The organism is Shewanella sp. CAL98-MNA-CIBAN-0140, assembly GCF_040309905.1.
In the GTDB taxonomy this organism is placed as follows: domain Bacteria; phylum Pseudomonadota; class Gammaproteobacteria; order Enterobacterales; family Shewanellaceae; genus Shewanella; species Shewanella psychromarinicola.
Map to the genome: position 1 here is coordinate 1 of NZ_JBEOPI010000007.1, position 25,422 is coordinate 25,422.

Annotated in this window: 22 protein-coding genes; all 22 read right to left on the minus strand. The window is 44.3% G+C overall.

Going from position 1 to position 25,422, the window contains the following annotated elements; all coding sequences use genetic code 11:
- Positions 1–191 precede the first annotated feature (191 nt).
- Complete coding sequence (gene fliJ, locus AAEY93_RS05135) at positions 192–638, minus strand: flagellar export protein FliJ (protein WP_101032332.1); 447 nt, start codon at positions 636–638, stop codon at positions 192–194.
- A 5-nt stretch (positions 639–643) separates the two neighbouring features.
- A complete protein-coding gene (gene fliI, locus AAEY93_RS05140; RefSeq protein WP_101032333.1) occupies positions 644–1,984 on the minus strand; it encodes a flagellar protein export ATPase FliI in 1,341 nt (446 codons plus the stop codon).
- Entirely contained in the window at positions 1,956–3,116 is a 1,161-nt protein-coding gene (gene fliH / locus AAEY93_RS05145; protein ID WP_351075271.1) for a flagellar assembly protein FliH, read from the minus strand. Before fliH ends, fliI begins: the two co-directional genes overlap by 29 nt.
- 128 nt (positions 3,117–3,244) lie before the next feature.
- Positions 3,245–4,300 carry a flagellar motor switch protein FliG gene (fliG, locus tag AAEY93_RS05150; RefSeq protein ID WP_101032335.1) on the minus strand — a complete coding sequence of 352 codons (1,056 nt, stop codon included), beginning with the start codon at positions 4,298–4,300 and terminating at the stop codon, positions 3,245–3,247.
- Positions 4,293–5,969 carry a flagellar basal-body MS-ring/collar protein FliF gene (fliF, locus tag AAEY93_RS05155; RefSeq protein WP_351075381.1) on the minus strand — a complete coding sequence of 559 codons (1,677 nt, stop codon included), beginning with the start codon at positions 5,967–5,969 and terminating at the stop codon, positions 4,293–4,295. The genes fliG and fliF overlap by 8 nt, the downstream gene beginning before the upstream one ends.
- A gap of 62 nt (positions 5,970–6,031) precedes the next feature.
- On the minus strand, positions 6,032–6,373 hold the full coding sequence (gene fliE, locus AAEY93_RS05160; protein WP_101032337.1) for a flagellar hook-basal body complex protein FliE: 342 nt from the start codon (positions 6,371–6,373) through the stop codon (positions 6,032–6,034).
- Between the two features lie 274 nt (positions 6,374–6,647).
- Positions 6,648–7,997 carry a sigma-54-dependent transcriptional regulator gene (locus AAEY93_RS05165; protein ID WP_101032338.1) on the minus strand — a complete coding sequence of 450 codons (1,350 nt, stop codon included), beginning with the start codon at positions 7,995–7,997 and terminating at the stop codon, positions 6,648–6,650.
- Positions 7,990–9,207 carry a sensor histidine kinase gene (locus AAEY93_RS05170; protein ID WP_351075274.1) on the minus strand — a complete coding sequence of 406 codons (1,218 nt, stop codon included), beginning with the start codon at positions 9,205–9,207 and terminating at the stop codon, positions 7,990–7,992. Before AAEY93_RS05170 ends, AAEY93_RS05165 begins: the two co-directional genes overlap by 8 nt.
- 317 nt (positions 9,208–9,524) lie before the next feature.
- Entirely contained in the window at positions 9,525–10,955 is a 1,431-nt protein-coding gene (locus AAEY93_RS05175; RefSeq protein ID WP_351075276.1) for a sigma-54 dependent transcriptional regulator, read from the minus strand.
- Between the two features lie 433 nt (positions 10,956–11,388).
- Complete coding sequence (fliS, locus tag AAEY93_RS05180; protein ID WP_351075278.1) at positions 11,389–11,793, minus strand: flagellar export chaperone FliS; 405 nt, start codon at positions 11,791–11,793, stop codon at positions 11,389–11,391.
- 6 nt (positions 11,794–11,799) lie between these two features.
- The gene (locus AAEY93_RS05185; RefSeq protein WP_124011934.1) at positions 11,800–12,144 is read right to left on the minus strand and encodes a flagella biosynthesis chaperone for FliD, FliT; all 345 of its coding nucleotides are present in this window, start codon (positions 12,142–12,144) and stop codon (positions 11,800–11,802) included.
- Positions 12,145–12,213: 69 nt separating this feature from the next.
- Complete coding sequence (fliD, locus tag AAEY93_RS05190) at positions 12,214–13,578, minus strand: flagellar filament capping protein FliD (RefSeq protein ID WP_351075280.1); 1,365 nt, start codon at positions 13,576–13,578, stop codon at positions 12,214–12,216.
- A 76-nt stretch (positions 13,579–13,654) separates the two neighbouring features.
- Positions 13,655–14,140, minus strand: coding sequence for a flagellar protein FlaG (locus AAEY93_RS05195; protein WP_351075282.1), 486 nt, complete (start codon positions 14,138–14,140; stop codon positions 13,655–13,657).
- A gap of 250 nt (positions 14,141–14,390) precedes the next feature.
- On the minus strand, positions 14,391–15,842 hold the full coding sequence (locus tag AAEY93_RS05200) for a flagellin N-terminal helical domain-containing protein (protein WP_351075284.1): 1,452 nt from the start codon (positions 15,840–15,842) through the stop codon (positions 14,391–14,393).
- A 202-nt stretch (positions 15,843–16,044) separates the two neighbouring features.
- Positions 16,045–17,502 (minus strand): flagellin N-terminal helical domain-containing protein, encoded by a 1,458-nt coding sequence (locus AAEY93_RS05205; RefSeq protein ID WP_124011937.1) that lies wholly within the window; start codon positions 17,500–17,502, stop codon positions 16,045–16,047.
- Positions 17,503–17,655: 153 nt separating this feature from the next.
- Entirely contained in the window at positions 17,656–18,876 is a 1,221-nt protein-coding gene (gene flgL, locus AAEY93_RS05210) for a flagellar hook-associated protein FlgL (protein ID WP_351075286.1), read from the minus strand.
- A gap of 10 nt (positions 18,877–18,886) precedes the next feature.
- Positions 18,887–20,815 carry a flagellar hook-associated protein FlgK gene (gene flgK / locus AAEY93_RS05215; RefSeq protein ID WP_351075288.1) on the minus strand — a complete coding sequence of 643 codons (1,929 nt, stop codon included), beginning with the start codon at positions 20,813–20,815 and terminating at the stop codon, positions 18,887–18,889.
- Positions 20,815–21,999 carry a flagellar assembly peptidoglycan hydrolase FlgJ gene (gene flgJ / locus AAEY93_RS05220; protein ID WP_351075290.1) on the minus strand — a complete coding sequence of 395 codons (1,185 nt, stop codon included), beginning with the start codon at positions 21,997–21,999 and terminating at the stop codon, positions 20,815–20,817. The genes flgK and flgJ overlap by 1 nt, the downstream gene beginning before the upstream one ends.
- A 17-nt stretch (positions 22,000–22,016) precedes the next feature.
- The gene (locus tag AAEY93_RS05225) at positions 22,017–23,123 is read right to left on the minus strand and encodes a flagellar basal body P-ring protein FlgI (RefSeq protein ID WP_351075292.1); all 1,107 of its coding nucleotides are present in this window, start codon (positions 23,121–23,123) and stop codon (positions 22,017–22,019) included.
- A 10-nt stretch (positions 23,124–23,133) separates the two neighbouring features.
- Entirely contained in the window at positions 23,134–23,808 is a 675-nt protein-coding gene (gene flgH / locus AAEY93_RS05230; protein WP_124011942.1) for a flagellar basal body L-ring protein FlgH, read from the minus strand.
- 9 nt (positions 23,809–23,817) lie between these two features.
- The gene (flgG, locus tag AAEY93_RS05235) at positions 23,818–24,606 is read right to left on the minus strand and encodes a flagellar basal-body rod protein FlgG (RefSeq protein WP_101032351.1); all 789 of its coding nucleotides are present in this window, start codon (positions 24,604–24,606) and stop codon (positions 23,818–23,820) included.
- A 15-nt stretch (positions 24,607–24,621) separates the two neighbouring features.
- Positions 24,622–25,362, minus strand: a complete 741-nt coding sequence (gene flgF, locus AAEY93_RS05240) for a flagellar basal-body rod protein FlgF (RefSeq protein ID WP_124011943.1) — start codon at positions 25,360–25,362, stop codon at positions 24,622–24,624.
- Positions 25,363–25,422: the final 60 nt, after the last annotated feature.

A 25,422-nucleotide genomic window follows, 5' to 3' on the forward strand; every position in this document is an offset into this window, starting at 1 on the left:
TAGCAAGGTCATTAGCAAGGTCATTAGCAAGGTCATTAGCAAGTCGATAAATGGTCATTAACAAGATTGTTAGCAAGATCATTAGCAAGGTCATTAGCAAGGTCATTAGCAAGGTCATTAGCAAGGTCATTAGCAAGTCGATAAATGGTCATTAACAAGATTGTTAGCAAGGTCATTAGCAAGACAAAGGGTTATTTAAGTTTTCGGCGAAAATACTGTTGCATCGCAAATTCATCTGAGTTTTTTTGTTCAAGTTTAGCTTCTATTGCCATAGCCTTCTTGGCTTTTTGCTTTAATAACATGTCGACCGCTTTACGTTTTTGTTGTGTTTCTTGCCAATGAACTTGACGATAGCCAACTTGTTTTTCGGCATCTTGAACCGCACCAACCTGTTGTGTTATTGCATTATCTACTTGACGAATAAATTGATGGAATTGATGGTATTGGTTTGCGCGTAATGTGGTTCCTGTGTGTCCTTCCATCTGTTTCATATAATCTAAGCGATAGTTGTTTAATGCATCCAGCTGACCTTGGCGTTTTTGCTTTTCAAATTGAGCCGACTTAAGCTGTAAAGCAGCTTGATCTTCGGCAGAAGTGGCCAACTTCAATACCGTCAATAGTGGATCAGTTCGAGTCATTTACGTTATCCCTGACACTGCGCGGCTATTTGAGTCAACATGACTCGACTCTCTTCAAACGTCACTGGTTCTTTAAATCCCTGACGCAAAAAGGCATTCATTGCAGGTTGTAAGCGGATCGCATTATCAATCCTAGGATCGCTGCCCTGAGAGTAGGCGCCAATTGAAATAAGGTCTCGATTCTGTTGATACAGAGAATACATCTGTTTAACTCTGCGCATGGCTTCTAGGTGTTCATCACTGATCACCATAGGTGCTACGCGGCTAATCGATGCTTCCACATCGATGGCAGGATAATGACCCGAATCGGCAAGTTGACGAGATAACACAATGTGGCCATCTAAAATAGCGCGAGAAGCATCAGCAATGGGATCTTGTTGATCATCACCTTCAGTCAATACCGTGTAAAAAGCCGTAATAGAACCTTGCCCAGCACCGCCATTACCCGCCCGTTCAACCAGACGCGGTAACTTAGCGAATACTGAAGGGGGATATCCTTTGGTTGCTGGCGGCTCTCCTACCGCAAGAGCCACTTCGCGTTGTGCTTGTGCATAACGCGTCAAACTGTCCATTAGCAACAAAACATCGTAACCTAAATCTCTAAAATACTCAGCAATACGAGTGGACGTTTCACAAGCCCGTAAGCGCATTAAGGGAGACGTATCTGCCGGTGCGGCCACAACAACTGCGCGCGCACGACCTTCTTTACCCAAAATTTCTTCAATAAACTCTTTAACTTCACGACCACGTTCGCCCACTAAACCCACCACAATAATGTCGGCTTTAGACCCCCGCGTCATCATGCCAAGCAGCACACTTTTACCCACACCAGAACCGGCAAACAAGCCCATACGCTGGCCTTTACCGACCGTTAACATCGAATTGATTGCACGAACGCCGACATCTAAAGGTTCGGTAATCGCTCGTCGAGATAATGGGTTAATATAAGGGCCATGACGTGAAGCATATTGATCAGTATTAAGCGGTCCTAAACCGTCTAATGGCAAGCCACTACCGTCTAACACTCTGCCTAATAATGATAAGCCAACATTTAATCCAGATTGTTCACCTAACGGCTTAACGCGCGCGCCGGGCAACACCCCTCTGAGTTCTTCAATAGGCATTAAGTACAGTAATGTGTCATCAAACCCGATAACCTCTGCCACCAAATCACCCACCATGGTTTCGATAGAGCATAAACTACCAATAGGTGCACGACATCCGGTCGCCTCGAGCGTTAAACCAACAACCCTAACTAACTGCCCGCTTGCCACTGGTCGCAGCGGTAATACGTGTTTATGATGCACAGCAAATTTGTTAAGTAGTCGATGTTGACGAGTGCTCATCGGTATTTCCTTGGGATAGGTCTTTCGTCTGTTGCTGAGTATCATCCGCTTTATCTGTTGGGACAGTATCATCCGCTTTATCTGCTGGAACAGTTTCAGCTTGTGCACTTGTGTCGAGCGTTGCACTTGTCTGTGGATCCACAATGGGATCCGGCGCATCAATGTGTTGAGTCACCGGTTCAGCATCCGTATCAACAGTATGACTTTGGCTATTCTGGTCATTATCAGCACGGTTTGTACTGTCGATGGTGTCGGTAAGCTCAGGGGGTTGTTGATGTTCACTCAAATTATCGACTGAAGTGGTTTGATATTGTGGATGAGTTGCTTTTTGCTGTTGCACATTCTTAGCTAACTGATTCGACTGGGCGTCTAATTCACTAAACACTTGGTTAATACGTTGCTCAACGCGTAAATCGACAGATGAACGCACACTTTCAATGATACAGTCACCATTTGATAATGACGGATCGATATCAATTTGCCACTGATTTTTGTCCAGTTGTTCCGCACTGTAACATTGGTTAACGATTTCAGCATCGGCTTGATTCAAGCGCAATTTAACCCGTTGTTCTTTCAGTGGCAGCGCATCAACACCTTGACGTAATGCCAATAATATATGTTCTGGATGCGTTTTAAGTTCATGGCCAATCACCGACTTGGCTAAGCTTATTGTCATTGCCAACAGTTCAGCTTCAATTTCGTTATCTAATATAGAGAGTGGCCGCTCAAATTGGTTAATAATTTGATTAAGTTGCTCAACAAGTTGATTAATTTTTGCTTGCCCGGCCTCCAATCCTTGCTGCTCGCCTTGAGCGAACCCTTGTTGGTGACCTTGCTCCAGTCCCTCTAAGCGCCCTTGCTCTAATCCTTGTTGATGGCCTTCTTGTTTGCCTTGCTCAAGCCCTTCTTGCTCCGCGGCTGCGCGAATGTCTTCAATTTGCGCCATGGTCGGTGGTGCCATAGACTTCTCAGCACCAGCAACTGGAGTAGGCGTGTGCGCCTCAGAAAACTTACCAAACATGTTTGACGGTTCTAAACTACTATCTTTAGTCATATCAGGTAATTGCCAATGCCTAAATGCTTGCTCATCATCCGTATTGAGCGTATTTTTAGGCGATTTTGATTCTGGCATAATTCATCACTTATGTTGTTGAAAACATTGTTCAAATGCAAGGTTCAAGGACCTAGGGCGGACTGCGTCCTAGATCCTATCAGTCGCGAAGCAGCGCTCTCGATAATGGCTTGGATATAGATACTGAGTTATAAGAACTCGTCGCCACCAGTTCCGCCTAACATGATTTCACCGCTGTCACTGAGGCGCCGAGCAATAGCCAGAATTTCTTTTTGTGCCACTTCTACTTCACTAATACGGATTGGCCCCATGGCTTCTAAGTCGTCACGAAGTAATTCTGCTGCACGTTTAGACATATTACCCAGAATTTTCTCTTTCAAACCTTCATCTGCACCTTTAAGTGCTTTCATCAGAATATCTTGCTGCACTTCACGTAACAGGGCCTGAACGCCACGGTCATCAACGTCAATTAAGTTCTCAAATACAAACATCATGTCTTGTATTTGTTGCGCCATTTCTTCGTCAGACTCACGCATGGTTTCCATTATCTGGCTCTCAACACCCGTATCGAGATAGTTCATAATATTGGCAGCCGCTTTTAGGCCGCCCATTTTGGCTGCTTGCGTTCCACCTTGACCCGCGAATTGTTTTTCCATAATGTCATTCAACTCTTGCAAAGCCGCTGGCTGAACCTCTTCAAGGTTAGCAATACGCATCATCAAATCTAAACGGGTATTTTCTGGAAACTGGCTAAAAATCTCAGCGGCTTGATCTGGGTCTAAATATGACAACACAATGGTTTGAATTTGCGGATGTTCGTTTTGGATAATCGTCGCCACTTGGCGGGCATCCATCCATTTTAACGAATCAAGCCCTTTAGCCCCGCTGCCCATGATAATTTGTTCAATCAAGTTGCCCGCTTTATCTTCACCTAACGCCGCGGTTAACGCTTTACGGACGAATTCTTCGCTGTTAAAGCCAATTGACGAGAATTTTTGGATATCATCTAAGAATAACTTGTGAACCCCAATGACTTTATCTTGACCAAACTCATCCATCGCCGCCATCGCCATACCCACTTTTTGCACCTGCTTAGGTTCTAAGTGTTTTAAAATTGACGCCGCATCCGCTTCATTCAAACTGAGCAGTAAAATGGCAGTTTTCTCAACACCAGTAACCGAATCCAGGTCAAATCCCGTAGCTTTTTCTGCTTTTTCTACGCTTTCTTTTTTTTCATTAGCCATTGTCTTGTAACCAGTTCTTAATTACTTGCGTGGAAAGCTCTGGCTCATTGGCCACGATTGCTCTAATTGCTTTAATCATATCATCATCTTTATGCAGATTAGGTATATGAATTGACCCATCATCGGCATAACTGTATTCCGCCTCTTTAGTATTAAGCATACCTAAGGTATCGGCTGCATACTGATCTTCAATTTCAGCTAATTCATGTCCAGGATGAACATCATCGGGCATCTTAATCCCATTAGGATTGGTTAGCTTTTTCAGCATAGGTCGAACCACGGCCAGAATGAGCACTAAAATAACAATCGCACCTAAAGCCAGCTTAATTGCACGCCAAAACCAAGGCTGCTCCCACATATCCGGTTCTGGTAACGCTTCAATTAACTGATCCATAAAGGGAACCGTTACCACTTCAAGCACATCACCGCGTTGGGTGCTAAAGCCTACCGCGCCTTCTAAAAGACGGCGAATATTGGTTAATTCTTGTTCTGTTCTCGGCACGCGAGTGACCTGACCATTTTCATCCGTTTGCCCAGGTTTAAAGTTAATCGCAACTGACACACTGACGCGGCGAACCACACCAATTTGCTGACGAGTGTGACTAATCGTGGTGTCTAACTCATAATTACGCGTGGCTTCTTTTGAAAAATTACCTGACACAGTTGAGCTTGTCGCCTCACCCGCCACTTGCGGAATATCGGACTCCGTCGGCGGTTGATTGCTTAACGCACCAGGAATACCGCCAGAGCTTTGACCCGATGAGTTTCGCTCAATGGTCATTTCGCTGCGAACAGCGGGTAAGTCAGGAGAATAGCGCTTTGCAGTTTGCTCTACTGCGGTAAAGTTCATGTTGACATCGACTTGAGAAGTAAAGTTCTCAGGTCCTAAAATAGGCATCAATATTGATTCAATTTTTTTACGGTATTCTGCTTCTTGTTGTTGCACGAGATCTTGTTCACGACGGGCTCGAGCAGAGGTACCATCTTGACTACCAGAATTAAGTAAACGACCATTTGAGTCCGTCACCGTCACGCGAGAAGGCACCAGTCCTTGCACCGCAGAGCCAACAATATCAACAATCGCATCGATCTCTTCTTGGCCTAATCCACCACGACGAACGCTCACCACCACGGTTGCACTTGGCTTAGAGGCATTACGAGCAAAAACGTTTTGTTTTGGTAACGCTAGAATAACTTTGGCACGACTAATACTTTTTAATTCTTCGATAGCCCGAGCCAAGTTTAATTCTTGGCTGAGTTTTAAGCGAGCTTGCTCCATGCGCTGGCTGACACCAAATCCGCTATCTTGGCTTAAGTAATCATTAGCCTGGGTGTTACTTTGAACACCTGCTCGGCTGAGTAATAACTTAACATCTTGATATTTGTCTTCAGGCACTTTCACCACATCGACATTTATTTGATAATCGATTTGATTTTTATCAAGTACATCCAAGACTTGGATCATCTCAGTTGTTTCCATTTTACCCAGTGGACGATACTCAGGCTCTTGGGCCCACATCATCACAAAAACAGCCATAGCAAGACATATCGCTAATGCCAAGATCATGATCACTTGGCGCATCATATCGGCGCCACCAATGCCGCCAAGAAGCCCAGACGGGTTCTCTTGCCGTACGCCGGTATCAGCGGTTGAATTTGAACCTACCATTAAGTCTGTGCTCACAATACTTACCTGCTATATCTGATGTTGTTATTTTATTTGATCTGCGACTAAACAGGCATATTCATGATTTCTTTATAAGCATCGACAAGTTTATTACGTACCTGCACCGTTGCTTCAAAGGCAACGCCAGCTTTTTCACGCGCAATAACCGTATCAGACAAGCTAACCGTGGTGTCACCCATATCTAAACGCGAGGCTAAACTTGACGATGCTTGTTGTAGTTCATTGACGCTACCCACCGCCTGAGACAACAACTGGCTGAAATCAGCACCGGTAGTGTTATTGACTTGCTGGGTTAAATTAGGACGAATTGATGAACCAATAGAAGGGGCTATTTCGCCACGAAGTGACTGCATTTCTTGCATTAATGGATTTGCGCTAATCTGCACGATGTAACTCCCTTTCGTCGGCTTTTTGACGACAACAATAACTGATAATGATTTATAGCAATTTAGATGCCAATATTACAATTAGTAGGCGATAGGTAGAAAACAATTATAAAACAATTAGAAAATAGGCAGGCAAAAGGCAACAATAGGCAGGCGAAAGTAACCTATTTACCATATAAAATAGGTCACTTTTTGTCTTAATTATAAAATAAAACTTTAAAATCAATCAATTAAATAAGCTTGAACAAATAATCAATTAGCACAAGCATTGGCACTAAGCAGGTAATTGGATCCCCATATCGCGCATTTTTGCCATTTTATAACGTAACGTACGAGCACTGATCCCGAGTTTTTCAGCGACCATTTTCCGACTACCCTGACATTGATTTAGGGTTTCTAAAATAATCACATGCTCTTGGGCTTTTAATTCGCCACCTAAGCCTTCTAATTCGGCAGACTTATCAGTGTCAACATATTCTGGTGCCACTAACGCCACATCGCCAGAGTCTAAAATAATATCATTAACGCCAATATCATCATTAACCCGCAATATCAGTGCCCGTTGAATAACATTGTCTAACTCTCGCACGTTACCCGGCCAGCGATGGGTTAATAAACGCCGAGTAGCACCGTCATCCAGCTGTGGCACTGAGGTCATATTAAGTGCTTTAGCATGTTTAATAATTAAATGCCGCGCCAGCGGTAAAATATCGGCAGGTCGTTGATGCAGCGCAGGCCACGTTAACGGGAATACATTAATTCGGTAATATAAATCTTCTCTAAACTCACCCGAGGTGGCCAGCGCTTTAAGATCGCGGTTTGAGGTTGCCAGTACGCGAACATTCAGTTTAATAGTTTTACGGCCACCTAAACGCTCAACCTCACGCTCTTGTAACACCCGCAATAACTTAGCTTGTAACCCCAGCTCCATCTCAGATATTTCATCAAGTAATATGGTGCCGCCTTGGGCTTGTTCAAACTTACCAGGGCATGCCTGATAAGCCCCAGTGAACGCGCCTTTTTCATAACCAAACAAGGTCGCTTCTAACATATTCTCGGGTATTGCAGCGCAATTAATCGCAATAAACGGCTGGTCATGGCGTTGGCTATGTTGGTGAATATAGCGCGCCAGCACCTCTTTACCTGAGCCACTCGGCCCCATGATCATTACCGATGCATCAGATACTGCCACACGCTGAGCCAGCGACAACAAGGCTAAACTTTTCTCATCGGCAACCACAGGCTTATCGTGGTTTTGCTTTAAGGGTAAATAGCGGGACACTTGATTCAACAACACTTCAGGCGCAAATGGTTTAGCAAGGTAATCCACTGCGCCTAATTTCATTGCACTAACCGCACTGTTAATGGTGGCATAAGCGGTCATTAATAAGACGGGCAGTTTAGGTTGGTGCTGCTGTAAATAACCCAGCAACCCCATGCCACCAATACCGTCCATTTGCACATCGCTAATCACCATATCAAAATGGGTTACTTTTAAGGCCAAAATAGCCTCTTCAGCACTGCCAACATCAACACAGTCATAATGGGCGAGCATTAGCGTATCGAGTAATGCCTCACGTAAATCAGCATCATCTTCAACTAATAAAATATTGGCTTCAGCCACGCATCACCTCCTGATCACTTGCTTTGCTAATGTGCGGAAAGCTCAATCGAATATGACAACCCATTCCAGGTTTACACGACAACTGTATTTGTCCGCCATGGTTATGCACTACCGACTGAACAACCGCTAAGCCCAATCCTGTACCTTGACTTTTAGTGGTAAAAAAAGGTTCAAGTATTTGTTGTTGCATTGACGGTTCGAGCCCTTTGCCATTATCGATAACATCGAGTAATAGTCCATCAGCGGTTTCACTGGCGCTGACTTTTATTTTTGTTGCGCCCGCTTCAATGCTATTCATCACCAAATTGTTCACTGCTGAACTGAGTGCATTAGCATTGGCAAGCATCAATGAATTTGAGGTGTCTTCAGCCACAAGCTGACAGTGTTTTTTATCTGCAATAGGCTCGCAATTGGCCATAACCTGTCCAATAATCTCATCCATTGTAACCGATTCAGCCATTCCCTCTTGACGTCCCTTTGCCATGAGTAACATGTCATTTACTTGACGCTCTAGCTCATTTAATCGGTCAACCAATTTAGATTGAAACTTACTTCGTGCTGAGTCTGATAATTTGGAACTGCCAAGATTAGAGGCATACAGCAAAGCCGCAGATAATGGGGTGCGCACCTGATGTGCTAATGTCGCCACCATTTTGCCTAACGCCGATAAACGTTGTAAATGAGATAAGTTTTTCTGCAATAAGCGGGTTTCGGTTAGATCGGTTAATACAATCAACTGCCCCGGCTCTGGCGCTAATGGGGTAATGGCTAATTTTACCCTGCGACCATTTTTAAGCGACACTTCATGGCCATCATCATCTTGTGGGGCAAACGCGCGATGGATAATATCAAACCAACGCGAACCTTGGAGCGGTCGCCCAAGAAGTTCGGTTGCAACAGGATTAGCAAGCGTTACCACGCCGTCGCCATCAATGATCACCACGCCAGATGGCATGGCTTGAAGAATATGCGCCATTTGATTAGACATATTAGCGGCCTTACTAGAATAAGGGCTGATAACAGGAGTAGCAATAGCCGCGCTAGAATGGGCAACGCCTTTACGAAGCACATTAGCTTTTCGTTGTAGCACTGAATAAGCGCCAATAGCAGACGATTGAATCTCTGCATCAGTTGTGATGCTAGACGAAGCTGACGCAGACAATCCAAAATCTGGATTATCTGTATGTGTTAACGCTCGTGCTGAATACATGGTCGCTCCGTCAAAAGAATAACATTTAACTAGCTTAATGCATTTACTGTGCCAATGCGAAGTTCTGGGTGTTAGGTGTTAGGTGTTAGGTGTTAGGTTCTAGGTGCTAGGTGTTAGGTTCTGGGTGCTAGGTGTTAGGTTCTAGGACGGACTGCGTCCTGCTAGGGGCTAGGAACTCGCAGGCTCGCCTGAGGTCGGACTTCGTCCTGCTAGGGTCTAGGTTCTAGGGGCTAGGTTCTAGAAGCAAAAAACACATCTGTGGATGTGTTTTTAGATTGAATTGCTAATGACGAATCAAAGAAATAATCGGCTAATGGTTATTCTTTGCTCAAACCATATTTACGCATTTTTTCAACTAATGTGGTACGACGAATACCCAACATTTCAGCCGCTCTTGCTACAACACTGTCTTGCTGCTCAAGTGCTTGACGGATCATGTCAATTTCTAATTCCGCCAGTAAGTCTTTTAAATTAACCCCTTCAGGCGGCAATTCACTCGGAAACCGCGTTTCAGGTATTTCTACAGGCTCTTCATCGCTGAAGATTGATGCTAACGCATCCCGCTCTAACTGCTCTTCACTGACTTCTACACAGTATTCAGGTACATCAATATAACGATACTTATGCGGTAAATCGTTAACATCGACCAATCCGCCAGGAAACAAAATCGTTAACCGCTCAATCAAGTTCGATAATTCACGCACATTACCAGACCAATTATGTTCTTTTAGCGATTCAATGGCTCGTTGGGTGAAACGAACCTTACCACGCCCCTCATTAAATACTCGACTGACTAACTCATGAAGTAATAAGGGCACATCATCACGACGCTCGCTTAGTGCAGGCATCTCAATTGGGAACACATTGAGTCGATAATATAAATCTTCACGAAATGAGTTGTCTATAATCATGGTTTCAAGGTCACGATGAGTCGCCGCAATAATACGAACATCAGCGGCAATCGTTTTGCTACCACCAACACGTTCAAAAACTCGCTCTTGTAATACCCGTAATAATTTCACTTGCATTTGCAGTGGCATATCACCTACTTCATCTAGAAATAGCGTGCCACCTTCAGCTAATTCAAAACGGCCTTTACGGGCTGATATCGCACCTGTAAAAGAGCCCTTTTCATGGCCGAATAATTCGCTTTCAAGTAACTCAGCAGGGATAGCACCACAATTAACCGGAATAAACGGCCCATCACGTCGTTCAGATAAATAATGGATATTACGCGCCACCACTTCTTTACCTGTACCCGATTGACCCAGCACGATGACGGTTGCATCAGAACTTGACACTTGGTTAATCAAATGGCGCACTTTAGCAATGCCTTCACTGCGGCCTACCAGGCTGCGAAATAACTTGGTTTGATTACCACTGGTTAAGGTGTGTTGTCTTTTTGCTTGGCCAAACACTTGACAGAAATGCAGCAGCTCAGTCAATTGTGGATAATTTATCGGTTCTTCGATAGTCCCGAGCAGATTTGATAAACTTGCATCGGTATCACCCAGTAACAACATAGGTTGCCAAGGCACAATGGCGGCAATATTTTTGATCCTGTCTGAGACAATGTCATCCGTCAAAATAACAACGGCGCGATAGCGAGATTGCTCGATTAAGGTTGTAAAAGATTCATTAGAGACAATTTCGCACTGCTCGCCTAAAAATTCGAAAATGCAGCACAAACGAGTCACGCGCTCTGATGGGGTACCGACAATTAAAATACTTTGTTCTATTTGCATCATTCAGAAGGCCAAAAGCTCTTGTTATAGGTATTTATTCGGGATGATTATGTCGCACACAGCAACAAAAACCAAAGTACATTGTTGCCATAAAGTTGCCATAAATACTGGCAACAATTACAACACTGGGGCTATTCTAGCATTTTTCCTAAAACAGGATCGTTAATCTGTTAAATACCGTTAAGAAAAACGAACTCGGTCATAAATATTGTATTATCAGCTCAGCATAAGCAAGCATCAGTGACCTTTTATCTACAACAGATAGCATTTTCAGCTAAGAGCGATGCTTTTTTAGCCAAAATTAAGTTTAGACCACGTTAAAATAACAAATATGATAAACACAAATCCACTAAACGTTAACGCGTTCATTTTACCCACACAGCAAAAAAAAAGACGCTAAGCGTCTTTTTAGTTTGATACAGCATTATAGCCATTTTTAACTGGCTTCAGAGGTTAACTCATGCATGTCTTGCGGAATGGCATCCCAGCCTTCTTTAATGGTTCTGAGTAAAGCAGAAACCTCTTCGAGCATATCCACATCATTAGCCACATTGGCCTCAGATAATCGTCTCAACATATATTCATAAAGTGAGTCTAGATTAGCAGATATTTCGGTGCCAGCATCCATGTTTAAGCTACCACTCAGTCCAGCAATAATACTAATTGCTTTACCGATATTTTCTCCTTTTTGCGCATGATTTTTCTGTTGAATGGCATATTTAGCTTGTGCAATACGCTGCAATGCGCCTTCAAACATCATTTGTATAATGCGATGCGGTGAAGCCACCGCAATTTCGCTTTCTAGCGAAACTTTTCGATATGACCGTAGCGAGCTTCTCATAAATACCTACCTATCTGAATCTATACTTTTATAAACATCAAGTTGACGTTGGTTTTTCTTTCCTAGATGTATCTCAGAATGCAAACTATTCATGACTAACTTTGCTTTCACCTCAAGACTCAATGTCAGCTCTAATTGGTGTTCCAAATAATCTCTTTGCGTAAACGAATAGTCGGCAATCAAAACATTCAATAAATTTTGACGCTTAACAACCAATTCTTGCAAATTTAATACCAACTCATCAAACTCTTCTAGGTCATTTTTGCTTTTTAGCCTGTTCAATACCGTCTTACATTGTTCGCTAATGGCATCCAAATTATCAATTAACACTTGTTGTTCTGTGGTCGTCATATAATTGTCAACTCGCTGTTCTCTTTTAAACAGATTGATTAAACCGGTAGCATTCGATTAAACATTGGATTAATCATTTTGTCTCACAAGCCCAGGGAGAGAATCCAATCGCGATTGTAAATTGTCACTTTGGGTGCTCAATTGACCGACAATCAAATCCATATAGTTATACTGTTTAAATAAGCGGTCTTCAAATGCTGACATTTTTCGGGCAAATGCTTCTCGCTGATCGCTCAAGCGATCTAAGCGATTATCAAGGGAGGTATCACGGCTATCAATAATAGATCCAGTGCCAACATACGAATCAAGGTAACCGTCTAACTTTGCCGCCACCCCGGTATCTTCAGTGGTAAACATTTCTTTAATGCCAGCAACATTATTTTTCAACGCTTCGGTTAAAATATCATCATTAATTTCTAAAGTGCCGCTGCGCGTCGTGGTAATGCCGATGGAGGCCAGAGACAAATTACCATTAGAGGTAGAAAATGCCGATGAAATCACCCCTCTTAACTGGCTTTGGATCCCGCGAGGCAAGGAGTCTCCTTGTAAAGCTGCCGCTTGCTCGGTAGCGGCATTATAACTGGTCAAATCAGCAATAGTTTTTGACATGGCATTATATGACTCAACAAATGCTTTTATACCTGTTTTGACTGAGCTGGTGCTTTGGGCAACCGTCAATGTGGTTAACTTAGCAATATCGGCATCTTTTAGATTAAGGGTCACCCCATCAATCGCATTATCAACGGTATTACTACTGGAGGTGAGTTTTAAGCCATCGATATAGATAATCGAATCTTTAGCGGGTTGTAGTTCGGTCATGGCAAAAGTATCGGCAAGCACTGTGCCCGCGCCAGTATCGGTTGCGGTGACACTCATATTATTAGCGGTGCCGGTTTTGTTAGAGGTGAGGACTAACTGGGCGCCGGCATCACTGTTCACTATGGTGGCGGTCACGCCAATATTGTCGTCAGCAGCATTTATTTTAGTCACCAGCGATTGCAGGGTATCGTCTGTGGTCACCGCAATATCAAAGCTTTCACCATCAACGGCAAAGTTTAACGAGCCTTCATCTAAAGGCGCAGTTACATCAGTTACGGCTAAAGAGCCAACTTTTTGACTTTGGGCTAGTTGCTCAACGGCAACATTATAGCTGCCTGACACAGCATCATTACTCACAGAGGCACTTAAATAAGTACTTTGTGAAAGTTTCACGCTCTGACTATCGAATGAATCTGTTTTGGACAGAAAACTTAAGCTATCTTGAAATTCCGACAACACGCTTTTTAATGAGCCCAAGGCTGATATTTCAGCAGTAATGGCACCCTCTGTGGAGTCAAATCGTGCCACCTTAGGAGCCTGCTCTGAGGTAACTAAAGCGGATACAATACCGTTAATGTCAAGACCCGATCCCAGTCCAACCGATGTTAACCCCATATTTACCTCAATTTATCTCATAAAAAGCGTAGTCAAATTTTCAAGCTAATTAGCGAATAAGCGAATTAGCTATCATTTAGGCTTGAGTTTTCAGCAACAAGCCCTTTACATCTTGCAATTTTTGCGCCAACTCCAAAGCTTCTTCGCTGGGAATTTGGCGTATAATGTCACCGGTGTCAATATCCATCACTTTAACAATCGCGGAGCCGGAATCTTCGTCAACCGAAAATGCGAGGCCTTTATTCATTAATGTCACCACCTCAGACAACTGCTCAACCACTTCAGCCAATACTTCAGCCTCGGATTGTTGGTCTTTATCCGCAACGGATTGTTCAGTTTCAGTTAGCGTCTTGGTCAGCGCCACTTTGTCGGTTTCTGCCACATAAGTGTTTTTTTCAACCGTTAACGGCGCAGCAACACTTGTATCAGATGTATCAGATGTAGCATCTAATCCGGTTTCATGTCTATTGAGTGCAACTACAGGCCTATTTGTTGCAGAGGGGCTTACAGGTGAATGTGTAATACCCAGTAAATTATTATCCATAACATCCTCTCTCATCATTGTACTCCCTCTAACGTGTTTCACGTTGGGACTACTTGGTCAACAAAGCAACATTACCCCTTCACAAGAGTTACCACCCTATATAGCGCTGTTAATCGCCCTAGATATGTAATTTATGTGCATATGTAATTTATATGCGTAAGTAACAAAAAGGAAGATCCAACAGTGTGAATCTTCCTTTTCCATTTGACGCTATGTTACTGATCCACTCAGTCAATTACTATCAAGCTGCTATTCACTCACTGAGTGATTAAAGTAGCGACAATGCCACTTGTGGTAACTGATTCGCCTGCGCAAGCATTGAAGATGAGGCTTGCGATAGAATTTGCTGCTTACTGAGTTCAGCACTTTCTGAGGCAAAGTCGACATCTTGAATACGGCTACGTGCGTCAGACACGTTATTTTGAATACTACTTAAGTTATTAAGAGTAAAGTCCATGCGGTTTTGCACAGCACCTAACTCGGCGCGCTGACTATCAATCCCAGCAATGGCGCCATCAATAATGTCAATGGCACTTTGCGCGCCGGATGCAGTACCTATATTAACTGTGCTAACACCCGCAAATACACCTGCCGCTTCACCGGTTATTTCAGCTGGACCCGCTGTACCTGTTAGCGTAAAGCTGTCAGCTGAACTTAATGTAATGGCACCTGCCGCGGTTGCTACAACACCGGCGGTGGTTACGTCAGTAGCTGCTGATGCTGTACCGTCTGCAGCAACGTTCTTTAACTCCAATGCACCTGTTGTATTTGATGCCAGCGATGTGAAGTTAATATCGGCACCGGTAGAACTGGTGATAGTCAGGGTACCGTTATCCAAATTTGCAGTTACGCCAGTATCACCAGAGGTATCATTTATCGCGGTTGCAAGTGCTTCATTAGAGCTCATACCGGTTAAATCTAAAGAGGCTGTTTTCCCTGCACCACCATCAACATTCATGATTAACGAAGTATCAAATGAAGCAGTTAAATTAGCCTGAACATTGGTTTGAGCAGAAGCGGTTACGCCCGTTCCGGCTTGGTTGATTTTGGCAACCAGCTCAGTGGCAGTATCTTCATCTACTGACGTTATTTTCGTAGCGCTAGTACCTTGAGTAATAGTTAACTCTTCACCCGTTGAACCATTGGTGCCAGCCGCGGCGGCAACAAGCCCTCCACCAAATAGACTACCTTTTGCATCACTTTGATATGCCCCAATACTGGTGGCAGATACCGATTTTAGTGACACATTAATGGTTTGGTTGGCTTCAGAACCGACTTGAAATGCTTGCGTACCATAAGAGCCATCGAGTAAGTTTTGGCCACCAAATGAGGTAGTTTCAGCAATACGGGTTAACTCAGCTTGTAATGAATTCACTTCTTTTTGCATAGCTGCACGGTCATCAGATGAGTTTGAACCGTTGGCAGACTGCAAAGACAAGTCACGCATCCGCTGTAAAATGTTGGTTGACTCACCCATGGCACCTTCGGCGGTTTGTGCAATCGAAATACCATCGTTAGCGTTACGCATGGCCACACCAATACCATTAATTTGGCTGGTCATACGATTGGCAATTTGCATACCGGCAGCATCATCTTTGGCGCTGTTGATGCGTAGACCTGAAGCAAGGCGTTCCATCGATGTAGAAGTAGCACTTTGCGCTTGATTTAAATTGCCCTGGGCTTTCATTGAAGTGACGTTAGTATTTACTGAAATAGCCATGATTTAATTCCTCGTATTCCTGACTGTAGACATTGCCTGTCTGTATTAAGCCAGGCGGATCATATTGGTTACACTTATGCTAACGGCAATAAACGGAGGAACTTTAGTTTTTTTGACAACATTTTTATTTTACAGTAACAAAAAGAAAATAGGCCCCTTAACAAAGGGGCCTATTTAACTATAGAAAATACTATTTTACTCATTAACCACCGAGTAAAGATAACGCGACCTGTGGCAATTGATTGGCCTGCGCCAACATAGACGATGAGGCTTGCGATAGAATTTGCTGCTTACTGAGTTCAGCACTTTCTGAAGCAAAGTCAACATCTTGAATACGACTACGCGCATCGGTGACGTTATTTTGAATACTACTCAGATTGTTAATGGTAAAGTCCATTCGGTTTTGCACTGCACCTAAGCCAGCACGAGAACTGTCAATCCCGGCAATGGCGCCATCAATGATGTCAATGGCACTTTGCGCGCCGGATGCAGTACCTATATTAACTGTGCTAACACCCGCAAATACACCTGCCGCTTCACCGGTTATTTCAGCTGGACCCGCTGTACCTGTTAGCGTAAAGCTGTCAGCTGAACTTAATGTAATGGCACCTGCCGCGGTTGCTACAACACCGGCGGTGGTTACGTCAGTAGCTGCTGATGCTGTACCGTCTGCAGCAACGTTCTTTAACTCCAATGCACCTGTTGTATTTGATGCCAGCGATGTGAAGTTAATATCGGCACCGGTAGAACTGGTGATAGTCAGGGTACCGTTATCCAAATTTGCAGTTACGCCAGTATCACCAGAGGTATCATTTATCGCGGTTGCAAGGTCAGCGTTAGAGCTAATACCGGTTAAATTTAAAGACGCTGTTTTCCCGCTACCACCATCAACATTCATGATTAACGAAGTATCAAATGCAGCAGTTAAATTAGCTTGGACTGTCGTTTCAGCAGAAGCGGTTACGCCCGTTCCGGCTTGGTTAATTTTGGAGACCAACTCAGTGGCAGTATCTTCATCTACTGACACTATATTCGTAGTGCTAGTACCTTGAGTAATGGTTAACGTTTCACCCGTTGAACCATTTGTGCCAGCCGCGGCGGCAACAAGCCCTCCACCAAATAGACTACCTGCAGCGTTACTTTGATACGCCCCAATACTGGTGGCAGATACCGATTTCAGTGACACATCAATGGTTTGATTGGCATCAGAACCGACCTGAAATGACTGAGTACCATAAGAGCCATCGAGTAAATTCTGGCCACCAAATGAGGTAGTTTCAGCAATACGGGTTAACTCAGCTTGTAATGAATTCACTTCTTTTTGCATAGCTGCACGGTCATCAGATGAGTTTGAACCGTTGGCAGATTGCAATGATAAGTCACGCATCCGTTGCAATATATTGGTTGACTCATTCATGGCGCCTTCAGCAGTTTGTGCAATCGAAATACCATCGTTGGCATTACGAATGGCGACGCCAATACCGTTAATCTGACTGGTCATACGATTGGCGATTTGCATACCAGCAGCATCATCTTTAGCGCTGTTGATGCGCAGACCTGACGCTAAACGCTCCATGGAGGTTGATGTCGCAGTTTGCGCTTTATTTAAATTGCCCTGGGCTTTCATGGATGTAACGTTGGTATTAACTGAAATAGCCATAATATTGAATCCTCTTCTTAGTTGAACGCCAAGACTCGGAGCTTGGCTAAACGGTTAATCATGCAAACTGTTTAATGTGTATGAACTTATCGATAGATACTGACTTAAGGCCAAGCAAAACTGACCAAGCATAAGAACCTATCTAGATTATGTTTATATATAATCAAATAAACTGGTCGAGCTGATTTTACTGAACACACTCGATACTGCATTGAGCGCTAATTGTTGCTTTTCAAATTCGGTAATGGCCGAGGCAAGATCTAAATCTTCTAGTCTTGATAATGCCGAGGTGTTAATCAATTTTTCATCAGTGTGATTGTCGCTATACTGTTGCAGCGCTTTAAGGCTGTTGCCCGTAACGCTGCGTTGCTGACTCATTTGATTGACGCCACTATCAATGTTATTCAATAGTTGTGCCAACTCTGACTGACCGGCAGGGGTTTGTGCCTCATCGCCGTTTTCAAATAATGCGATAGCCTTACTGAAGGTGTCGAAAATACTGACTTGTGGCTGTTCTTTAATGCTGAAACTATCGTTTGCTTTAGGCTCGCCATCTATTTTGACCGCCATGCCGTTAAACTTGACCGGCACCGAAGCGTCAAAAGTGCTCGCGGCAGAGACAATGTTTGCCGTCGGTGAGGCACTATCTTTCACCTCAACGTTTAAGCCTCCAGCGCCGTCATCGGTGAATTCAAAGGTATAAGTATAATTATTATCAACATAGCTAGTGCTATTAGTGATTTTGGCACTGGACACCACAAAATCACCTTGCTGGGTTGACGAATAATTGACGCCGTAATCGCCCATGGCATTGGCGGCGTTCATAAATGCCGCATCACCAGCCACATTGGTATTAACTTGCACCCCTGCGGCAATATTGCTTTTACGAATACCTGAGTCACCGCTGTACACCACTTGATCGTTATTATCAAAAGCAAAGGGGGCGCTATTGGTTTTATTACCGGCGAAAATATAATTACCAGATTCGTCTTTGGTGTTGGCAATGGACATTAATTGCTCAAGACTTTGACGCATGTCATCGGCAATCACTTGCCGCTCGGCAGTCGTCATGCTGCCGTTGGCGCCGCGGAGCACTAACTCTTTCATGCTGCCAGCCAAGGTATCGGCTTGGCCTAACTGGCTTTCGGCTTGTTGAATATGGTTAGTGGCGTAATCTATGTTTTTGACAAACTGGTCTACCAAAGCATTTTTTTGCTTTAAGTTATCAATACCGATGGCTGCTACCGGGTCATCACCGGCGGTGTTAACCCTTTTGCCGCTGGAAATTTGCGCCATGATGGTGTTGGTGGCAGATTGTTTTTCTAAAATGCTATTGGTGTTTTGTTGAAACATTTGTCCGGTAGAAATTCTCATGATTTATCTCCTAGCGAACCGAGCTGAATAAAGTATCGAAAATGGTTTGGGCTGTTGTCATAATTCTGGCGGAGGCTTGATAAGATTGTTGGAAGCGCATTAAGTTGGCTGCTTCTTCATCAAGGTTGACACCTGACTCACTTTGAACACGGTTGCTAGCTTGTTGATATATGGCCGTGGCGGAGCTAACGCGCACTTCAGCAGATTTAGTTTGGCTGCCGATATCCAATTTAGTATTTTCAAATACGCTGGTTAAGGTGCCAGTGCCGTTGTTCATTAATTTAACGTCTGATAATTTTGCCATTTCGACAGCATTGCTGTTATTGCCTTCGGCGAAAGACAAATCAAACGTAAAGCTGTCTGCGGTAGCGGTACCGTTAGTGGTAATGTCAAAGTCCATACCAAAGGCATTAATGTTGTTGCCTGTGTATCCGGCGCTTGGGCCTAATGAAGTACCTGCACTATTAAATGCTTGATAAGTATTGGCGGCGGTATCAATGGTAAACGTAATTGATGAACCGGTTGCTGTACCTTGAAAACCAGCAATGCTCGAGTCCATGCTGTTTAAGCTAAGCTCCGTGTTGCCAGAGTTGCTAGCATCGGCAGTTAGCGTTGGCCCAGCAGCGGCAATGCCTTTAGGGTCGGTCATTACCACTTTTAAGCCCGCGGCGGCACCGGCGGTTGGGCGAATGTCAAATTTATCGCCATCGGCAATTGGACCATTGGTAATATCAACATTAATACTAAAACCGGCATCGCTCGTTAATTGACCTGACGTTAACGTTAGTGCAGTTTGCTTACCGGTTTGGTTATCTTTTAGTTGATAGCCATCTGCGTTGGTAAAGCTCAACTCATAACTGCCACCCGATAATGCGCCAACATCATCAATGTTGACTGACATTGCAGCATCACCGGTATTGGTTGAAAACGCCCCTACTCGGCCTAATGCCATTAACGGATCGTTAATATCAGCAAAAATGTTACTGCCAACCTCACCATTTAAATCAATTCCTTTTGATTGCATGCCATTAAAGGTGTCTGCCACCCCAAGTGCTAATTGGCCAAGTTCAGTACTGGCGGGTATTAAGGTGTCGTCCCGAAAAGAAAATAATGCGCCTAATTGGCCGCCCAATTTAGACGGGTCGACATTAAGGGTTTTATCGCCAATGGAGGCATTAATGCGCGGCTCATTAGGATAAGGGTCGCCGGCACTCACGCCCATCGACATTGACACTTCACCCGACACCAACATCATTGAGCCGCCAAGCATAATGGACTTGGCACCTGTGTCTAACGGGATCACATTGACCTGAGCATATTCGCTCAGTTCTAGAATGAGAGCACCTTGCTTATCTAGCACTTGGCTGTCTTGATCTTGAGATTTCATCAACTCTACATTGAGGCTACCTAGCTCTTTACCAATCTCATTAATACGAGTAGTAATAGCTTCAATTTGGCTATTGGTTTGTTTCACCTGGCCATCAAGTTGTGATTGCATTTGATTTAGGCCATTGGCCAACTGCTGCGCCGAACTAAGGCTGCTACTGCGAATACCAAGATCGCTGGGTAAATCGGCGACACTATTAATGCTGGCAAAAAAGTTGTTCAAATTTTCGGGCACCATTTTGCCCACTTGAGCATAAATTTGGTCTAATTCGCTTAACTTACTGTAAGAGGTTTCAGCCGCGCTCATACTAGTTTGGCCAATCCGTAACTCACGTGCAGCAAATTCGTTATAAACACGTTTAACATCGGACACATACGTGCCGGTGCCATAAAAATTATTGCCCAAGTGTTGAGATTGTGATGACGCCTGAGTGGCAACTTGCCTGTTATAACCTTCAGTATTAGCATTAGCGATGTTATTACTGGTGACGCCTAATTGTGCTTGAGATGCTTGAATACCTGTGCGAGCGATATTGAGTAAGTCAATCGACATTATTGAGTCTCCACAGGTAATACAGATTTAAGGCCTTCTTTTACCGACTTCATCACATTGATGACTTTATCGGCATATTGAGGGTCGGTGGCGTAGCCGGCTTTTTGCAACGCTTTAATAAATTGAGTCGGCTCAGCGGCCACTTTGCGCGCATCTTGATAACGATCGCCTTGGCTAATAAACGACACAAAGTCATTAAAGCTCTGCTCAAGGTTGTCATACATTCTGAAATCCGCTTTTTGTTGCACCGCAATGCCCTTTTCAAATTCCAATGTATTGACTGAGGTTTTCTCACCTTGCCAACGTTTGTCTGCTTTGATATTAAATAAGTTATGACTCATGGTGCCGTCGTTACGACGTACCACTTTTTGGCCCCAACCCGTTTCTAACGCGGATTGAGCAATTAACACTTCTGCAGAGGTGCCCAACGATTTAGCCGCTTTTTCAGCGTGGGGATATAACACTGAGATAAAATGCTCAGGGCTGGTAAATTGACTCACCATAATGCCTTTATCTTTTGGCACAGTAACATCTGCCTGCGGCAAACCTTTGCCTGCTTGCGCTGCTTGACTGGCTAATTGTTCACCGCGTAACACACTCGCTAATTGCTCACTGCCTAACACACTGGATAACGGTTTAGCCTCTAACGCACTAGAAAGCTGGGCCGACATTGGCTGCATAGATTGTGCGTTATCTATAACAGAATGGGCAATAACAGAATGACTGAGAATAGAATGCGATGCTGCTATTTGATCTTTTGGCGCAATAGCATCAAGGGTGTCGTTATCTAATACCGTTGGCGGCGCTGCAAACATACTCGGATTAACTTTATAATCGCTATTGCCACGCAATACCGATGCTGGCGTAACGGCGCTATCTTCAGGGTCTAGTTGCTGCATCATCATCTCTGCGAGCCCTAACATGCCTTTATTTGATAGATCGACCGACATTTGCTCATCGCGCATTTTTTCAAAAAACGCGGTGGTTTCACTGTTCATTGGACTGTCTGACTTAAACGCGGCATTGGCATCTCGCATGCTTTTCATTAGCATTTGAATAAAAATACCTTCAAATTGCTTAGCCGCTTCTTTAAGTGCCCCCTTCTCGTCTTTCTGGGCCTGGACGCGAAGTGAATCTAGTCCTCCTAGATCCAAAAAGTTCGATGAAGCTGACAACTTATCCATAGTCATTCCGACAATTATTAGATGATGATGAGTTCACCATGCAAAGCGCCTGCCATTTTTAACGCTTCGAGTATGGCAAGGACATCAGATGGGGCTGCGCCCACTAAATTCACGGCTCTGACAAGTTCATCAAGTGTGGTGCCTGGGTTAAACATAAACATGCGACGATCTTTTTCTGACACATCAATCGTACTGTTAGCGGTAACAACCGTATCGCCGCCCGCTAATGCGTTAGGTTGTGACACTTGAGTGGCTTCGGCAATGGTGACGGTTAATCCGCCGTGGGTCACCGCGGCTGGTAATAACTTAACGTTTTGGCCAACCACTATGGTGCCAGTACGTGAGTTAACAATCACTTTGGCAGATTCTTCTGCCGGTATAACGTCGATGTTTTCTAATACCGATAAAAATGACACTCGCTGTGATGCATCCCGTGGCGCACTCACTTGAATAGAGGTGGCATCAATGGCCTTGGCCATATCGGGGCCGAGTAAATTATTAATCGCATCTGCGGTGCGTTTAGCGGTAGAAAAATCAGCACGACGTAAATTGAAGGTAAGGTAATCACCGCTGGCAAAGGGACTCACCACACTGCGCTCGACAATGGCGCCACTGGGAATGCGGCCGACCGTTGGGGTATTTTGGATAACCAATGAGCCATCAAGCCCTTCAGCGCTAAAACCACTGACAATTAAGCTGCCCTGAGCAATGGCGTAGACATTATCATCCACCCCTTTTAAGAAGGTTTGTAATAAGGTGCCACCACGTAAACTTTTTGCTTGGCCTAAACTGGACACGGTAATGTCAAGTTTTTGACCCGGTTTGATAAAGGCTGGCATTTCTGCATGCACCGCAACGACGGCGATGTTTTTTGAGCTAGCACGAACCGAATCAGGTAAATTGATGCCGAAGTTTTTCAGCATGGTGCTAAACGTTTGTTCGGTATAACGGGTACTTTCCCCCGTACCAGGCAAACCGACCACCAGCCCATAACCGACTAATTGGTTACTTCGCACCCCTTGAATACTGGCGATGTCTTTAATCCGCTCTGCATGTGCAGAGGCGGTTAACATCAATATCGACGCTACTAACGATACAGTCGCAACAATCAGTTTAGTTTTCATCCATTACTCCTTAAAAAGGCCACCACTCACTCATAAAGAATGAACTCAGCCAACCGACTTTTTGGGCATCAGCAAACGTACCTGTGCCGCTATACTGAATGCGAGCGTTAGCCACTCGTGTCGAATCGATAGTATTATCTGGGTTAATGTCTTCGCTGCGGATCATCCCTGTGATGCGAATAAACTCATCACCGTTATTGATCGAAATCCATTTTTCGCCACGGATCACTAAGTTGCCGTTACTGAGCACCTGAATGACATTGGCTGAAATACTGCCATTTAAACTGTTTGATTGGTCAGCATCAGACTCGCGCTTGGTATTCATGCTGTCGCCGTAACCCAAATCAATTGGGACGCCGCTTATGGAAATGTTTTTGCCGCCGGCATATATTGGTTCAACGCTTAAATCAGTGTCTTTTTTGATTTCGTTATTGGCGCTTTTCGATGCTTGGGTTGATTCTTTTAAGGTCACCGTAATAATGTCACCGACGCGATGAGCACGAATATCGGAATACAAGCTTGATGCTTGGCTATCAAGATAAATAGATCCCGTTGCCGCCACTTGTGTCGGTATCGTATCTGGGTATACCGGCGCATAAAATGGGTCATCTTCAATGGGTTTCTTGGGCGTAGAACTACAGCCAATTAATAACACCACTGACGCTAACGCAATGTATTTAATCATCTTAACGCCTTAGAGATTCTGATTAATATAAGACAGCATTTGATCAACCGCCGAGATCACTTTGGAGTTCATCTCGTAAATACGTTGTCCTTGAATAAGGTTGACCAATTCCTCAGTCACATTGACGTTAGAGGTTTCCAGTGCCCCTTGGCGAATAGAACCTAAACCGTCTTGGGATGCCGTACCTTGGATTGGCGTGCCACTGGCACCCGTTTCGGTATACAAGTTTTGTCCTAAGGGATCTAAACCTGACGGATTAATAAAATCGGTCATGGTTAATTGGCCAATCACCTGACTAGCAGCAGTACCTGGGGTTTGCACAGACACTTCACCCGATGCGGATACGGTAATACTGGAGGAATCATCGGGAATAGTGATCGGCGGCTGCACCACATAGCCTGAACCTGGGGTAACAATCTGACCGGTATCATCCAAGCTAAACTGACCATTACGGGTATAAGCAGCAGTACCATCTGGCATTTGCACTTCAAAAAAGCCTGAACCTTCAATCATTAAATCTAATGAGTTATCGGTGGTGAGCATGTTGCCTTGGGTAAACATTTTTTGGGTAGCAACCACCTTAGTACCGGCACCAATATTTAAGCCATTGGGTAACTTGCTGTTGTCTGAGCTAATGCCACCGGCTTGATTAACGGTTTGATAAAGTAGGTCTTCAAATACCGCACGGCTTTTCTTAAATCCGACAGTACTGGCGTTAGCCACGTTATTAGAAATAACCGCAATGTTGGTTTGCTGGGCATCTACACCTGTTTTACTTATCCATAACGCTGGATGCATAATAATTACTCCTAACTAGATTCTCATCAAAGAAGCTGACGCCTTATCAATTTCTTCAGCGTTCTTCATCATTTTGACTTGCATTTCATATCGACGTTGAATATCGATCATGGCGACCATTTCTTGCACTGAATTGACATTACTGCCTTCAACTGCGCCACTGACAACTTCAACCCCGGGGTCCTTTGGCGCATCGCCACCGGCAATAAGGCGGAACAAACCATCTTCGCCGCGCATCATGTTCTCGTTACCAGGATTAACTAATTTAATCCTCGCCACTTCTTCGACCACTTCGGCCGTCGCCCCTTGAGGCCTAACTGAAATAATACCGTTGGCCGAAATTTCTACTTTCTCAATTGGGATAGGCAACACAATAGGACCGGAATTGCCCATCACTGGACGATTGCTGCTATTTAACAGCAAACCGGTACTGTCAAATTTCAAACTGCCTGCACGGGTGTAAGCTTCTGAACCGTCAGCCGCTTGTACGGCAACCCAGCCATCACCTTTAACTGCGATATCAAGGTCGCGACCTGTGGTTTGAATGGGACCGCCGTTAAAGTTACTGCCGGGGCTTTCCATCATCGCAAATACTCGCGTAGGCAAGCCTTCACCAAAGGCCTGCATTGAACGGGCTTGGACCATGTCAGCTTTAAATCCATCAGTATTGGCGTTGGCAAGATTGTTAGCACTTACTGCTAAGGCATTCATACCTTGCTTTGCGCCACTCATGGCAATATAAAGAAATTTGTCCATTTGTTGCTCCGTCAAACTTTCTGCAAAAACAATTTATATACACAGAATAAGCAAGCATCA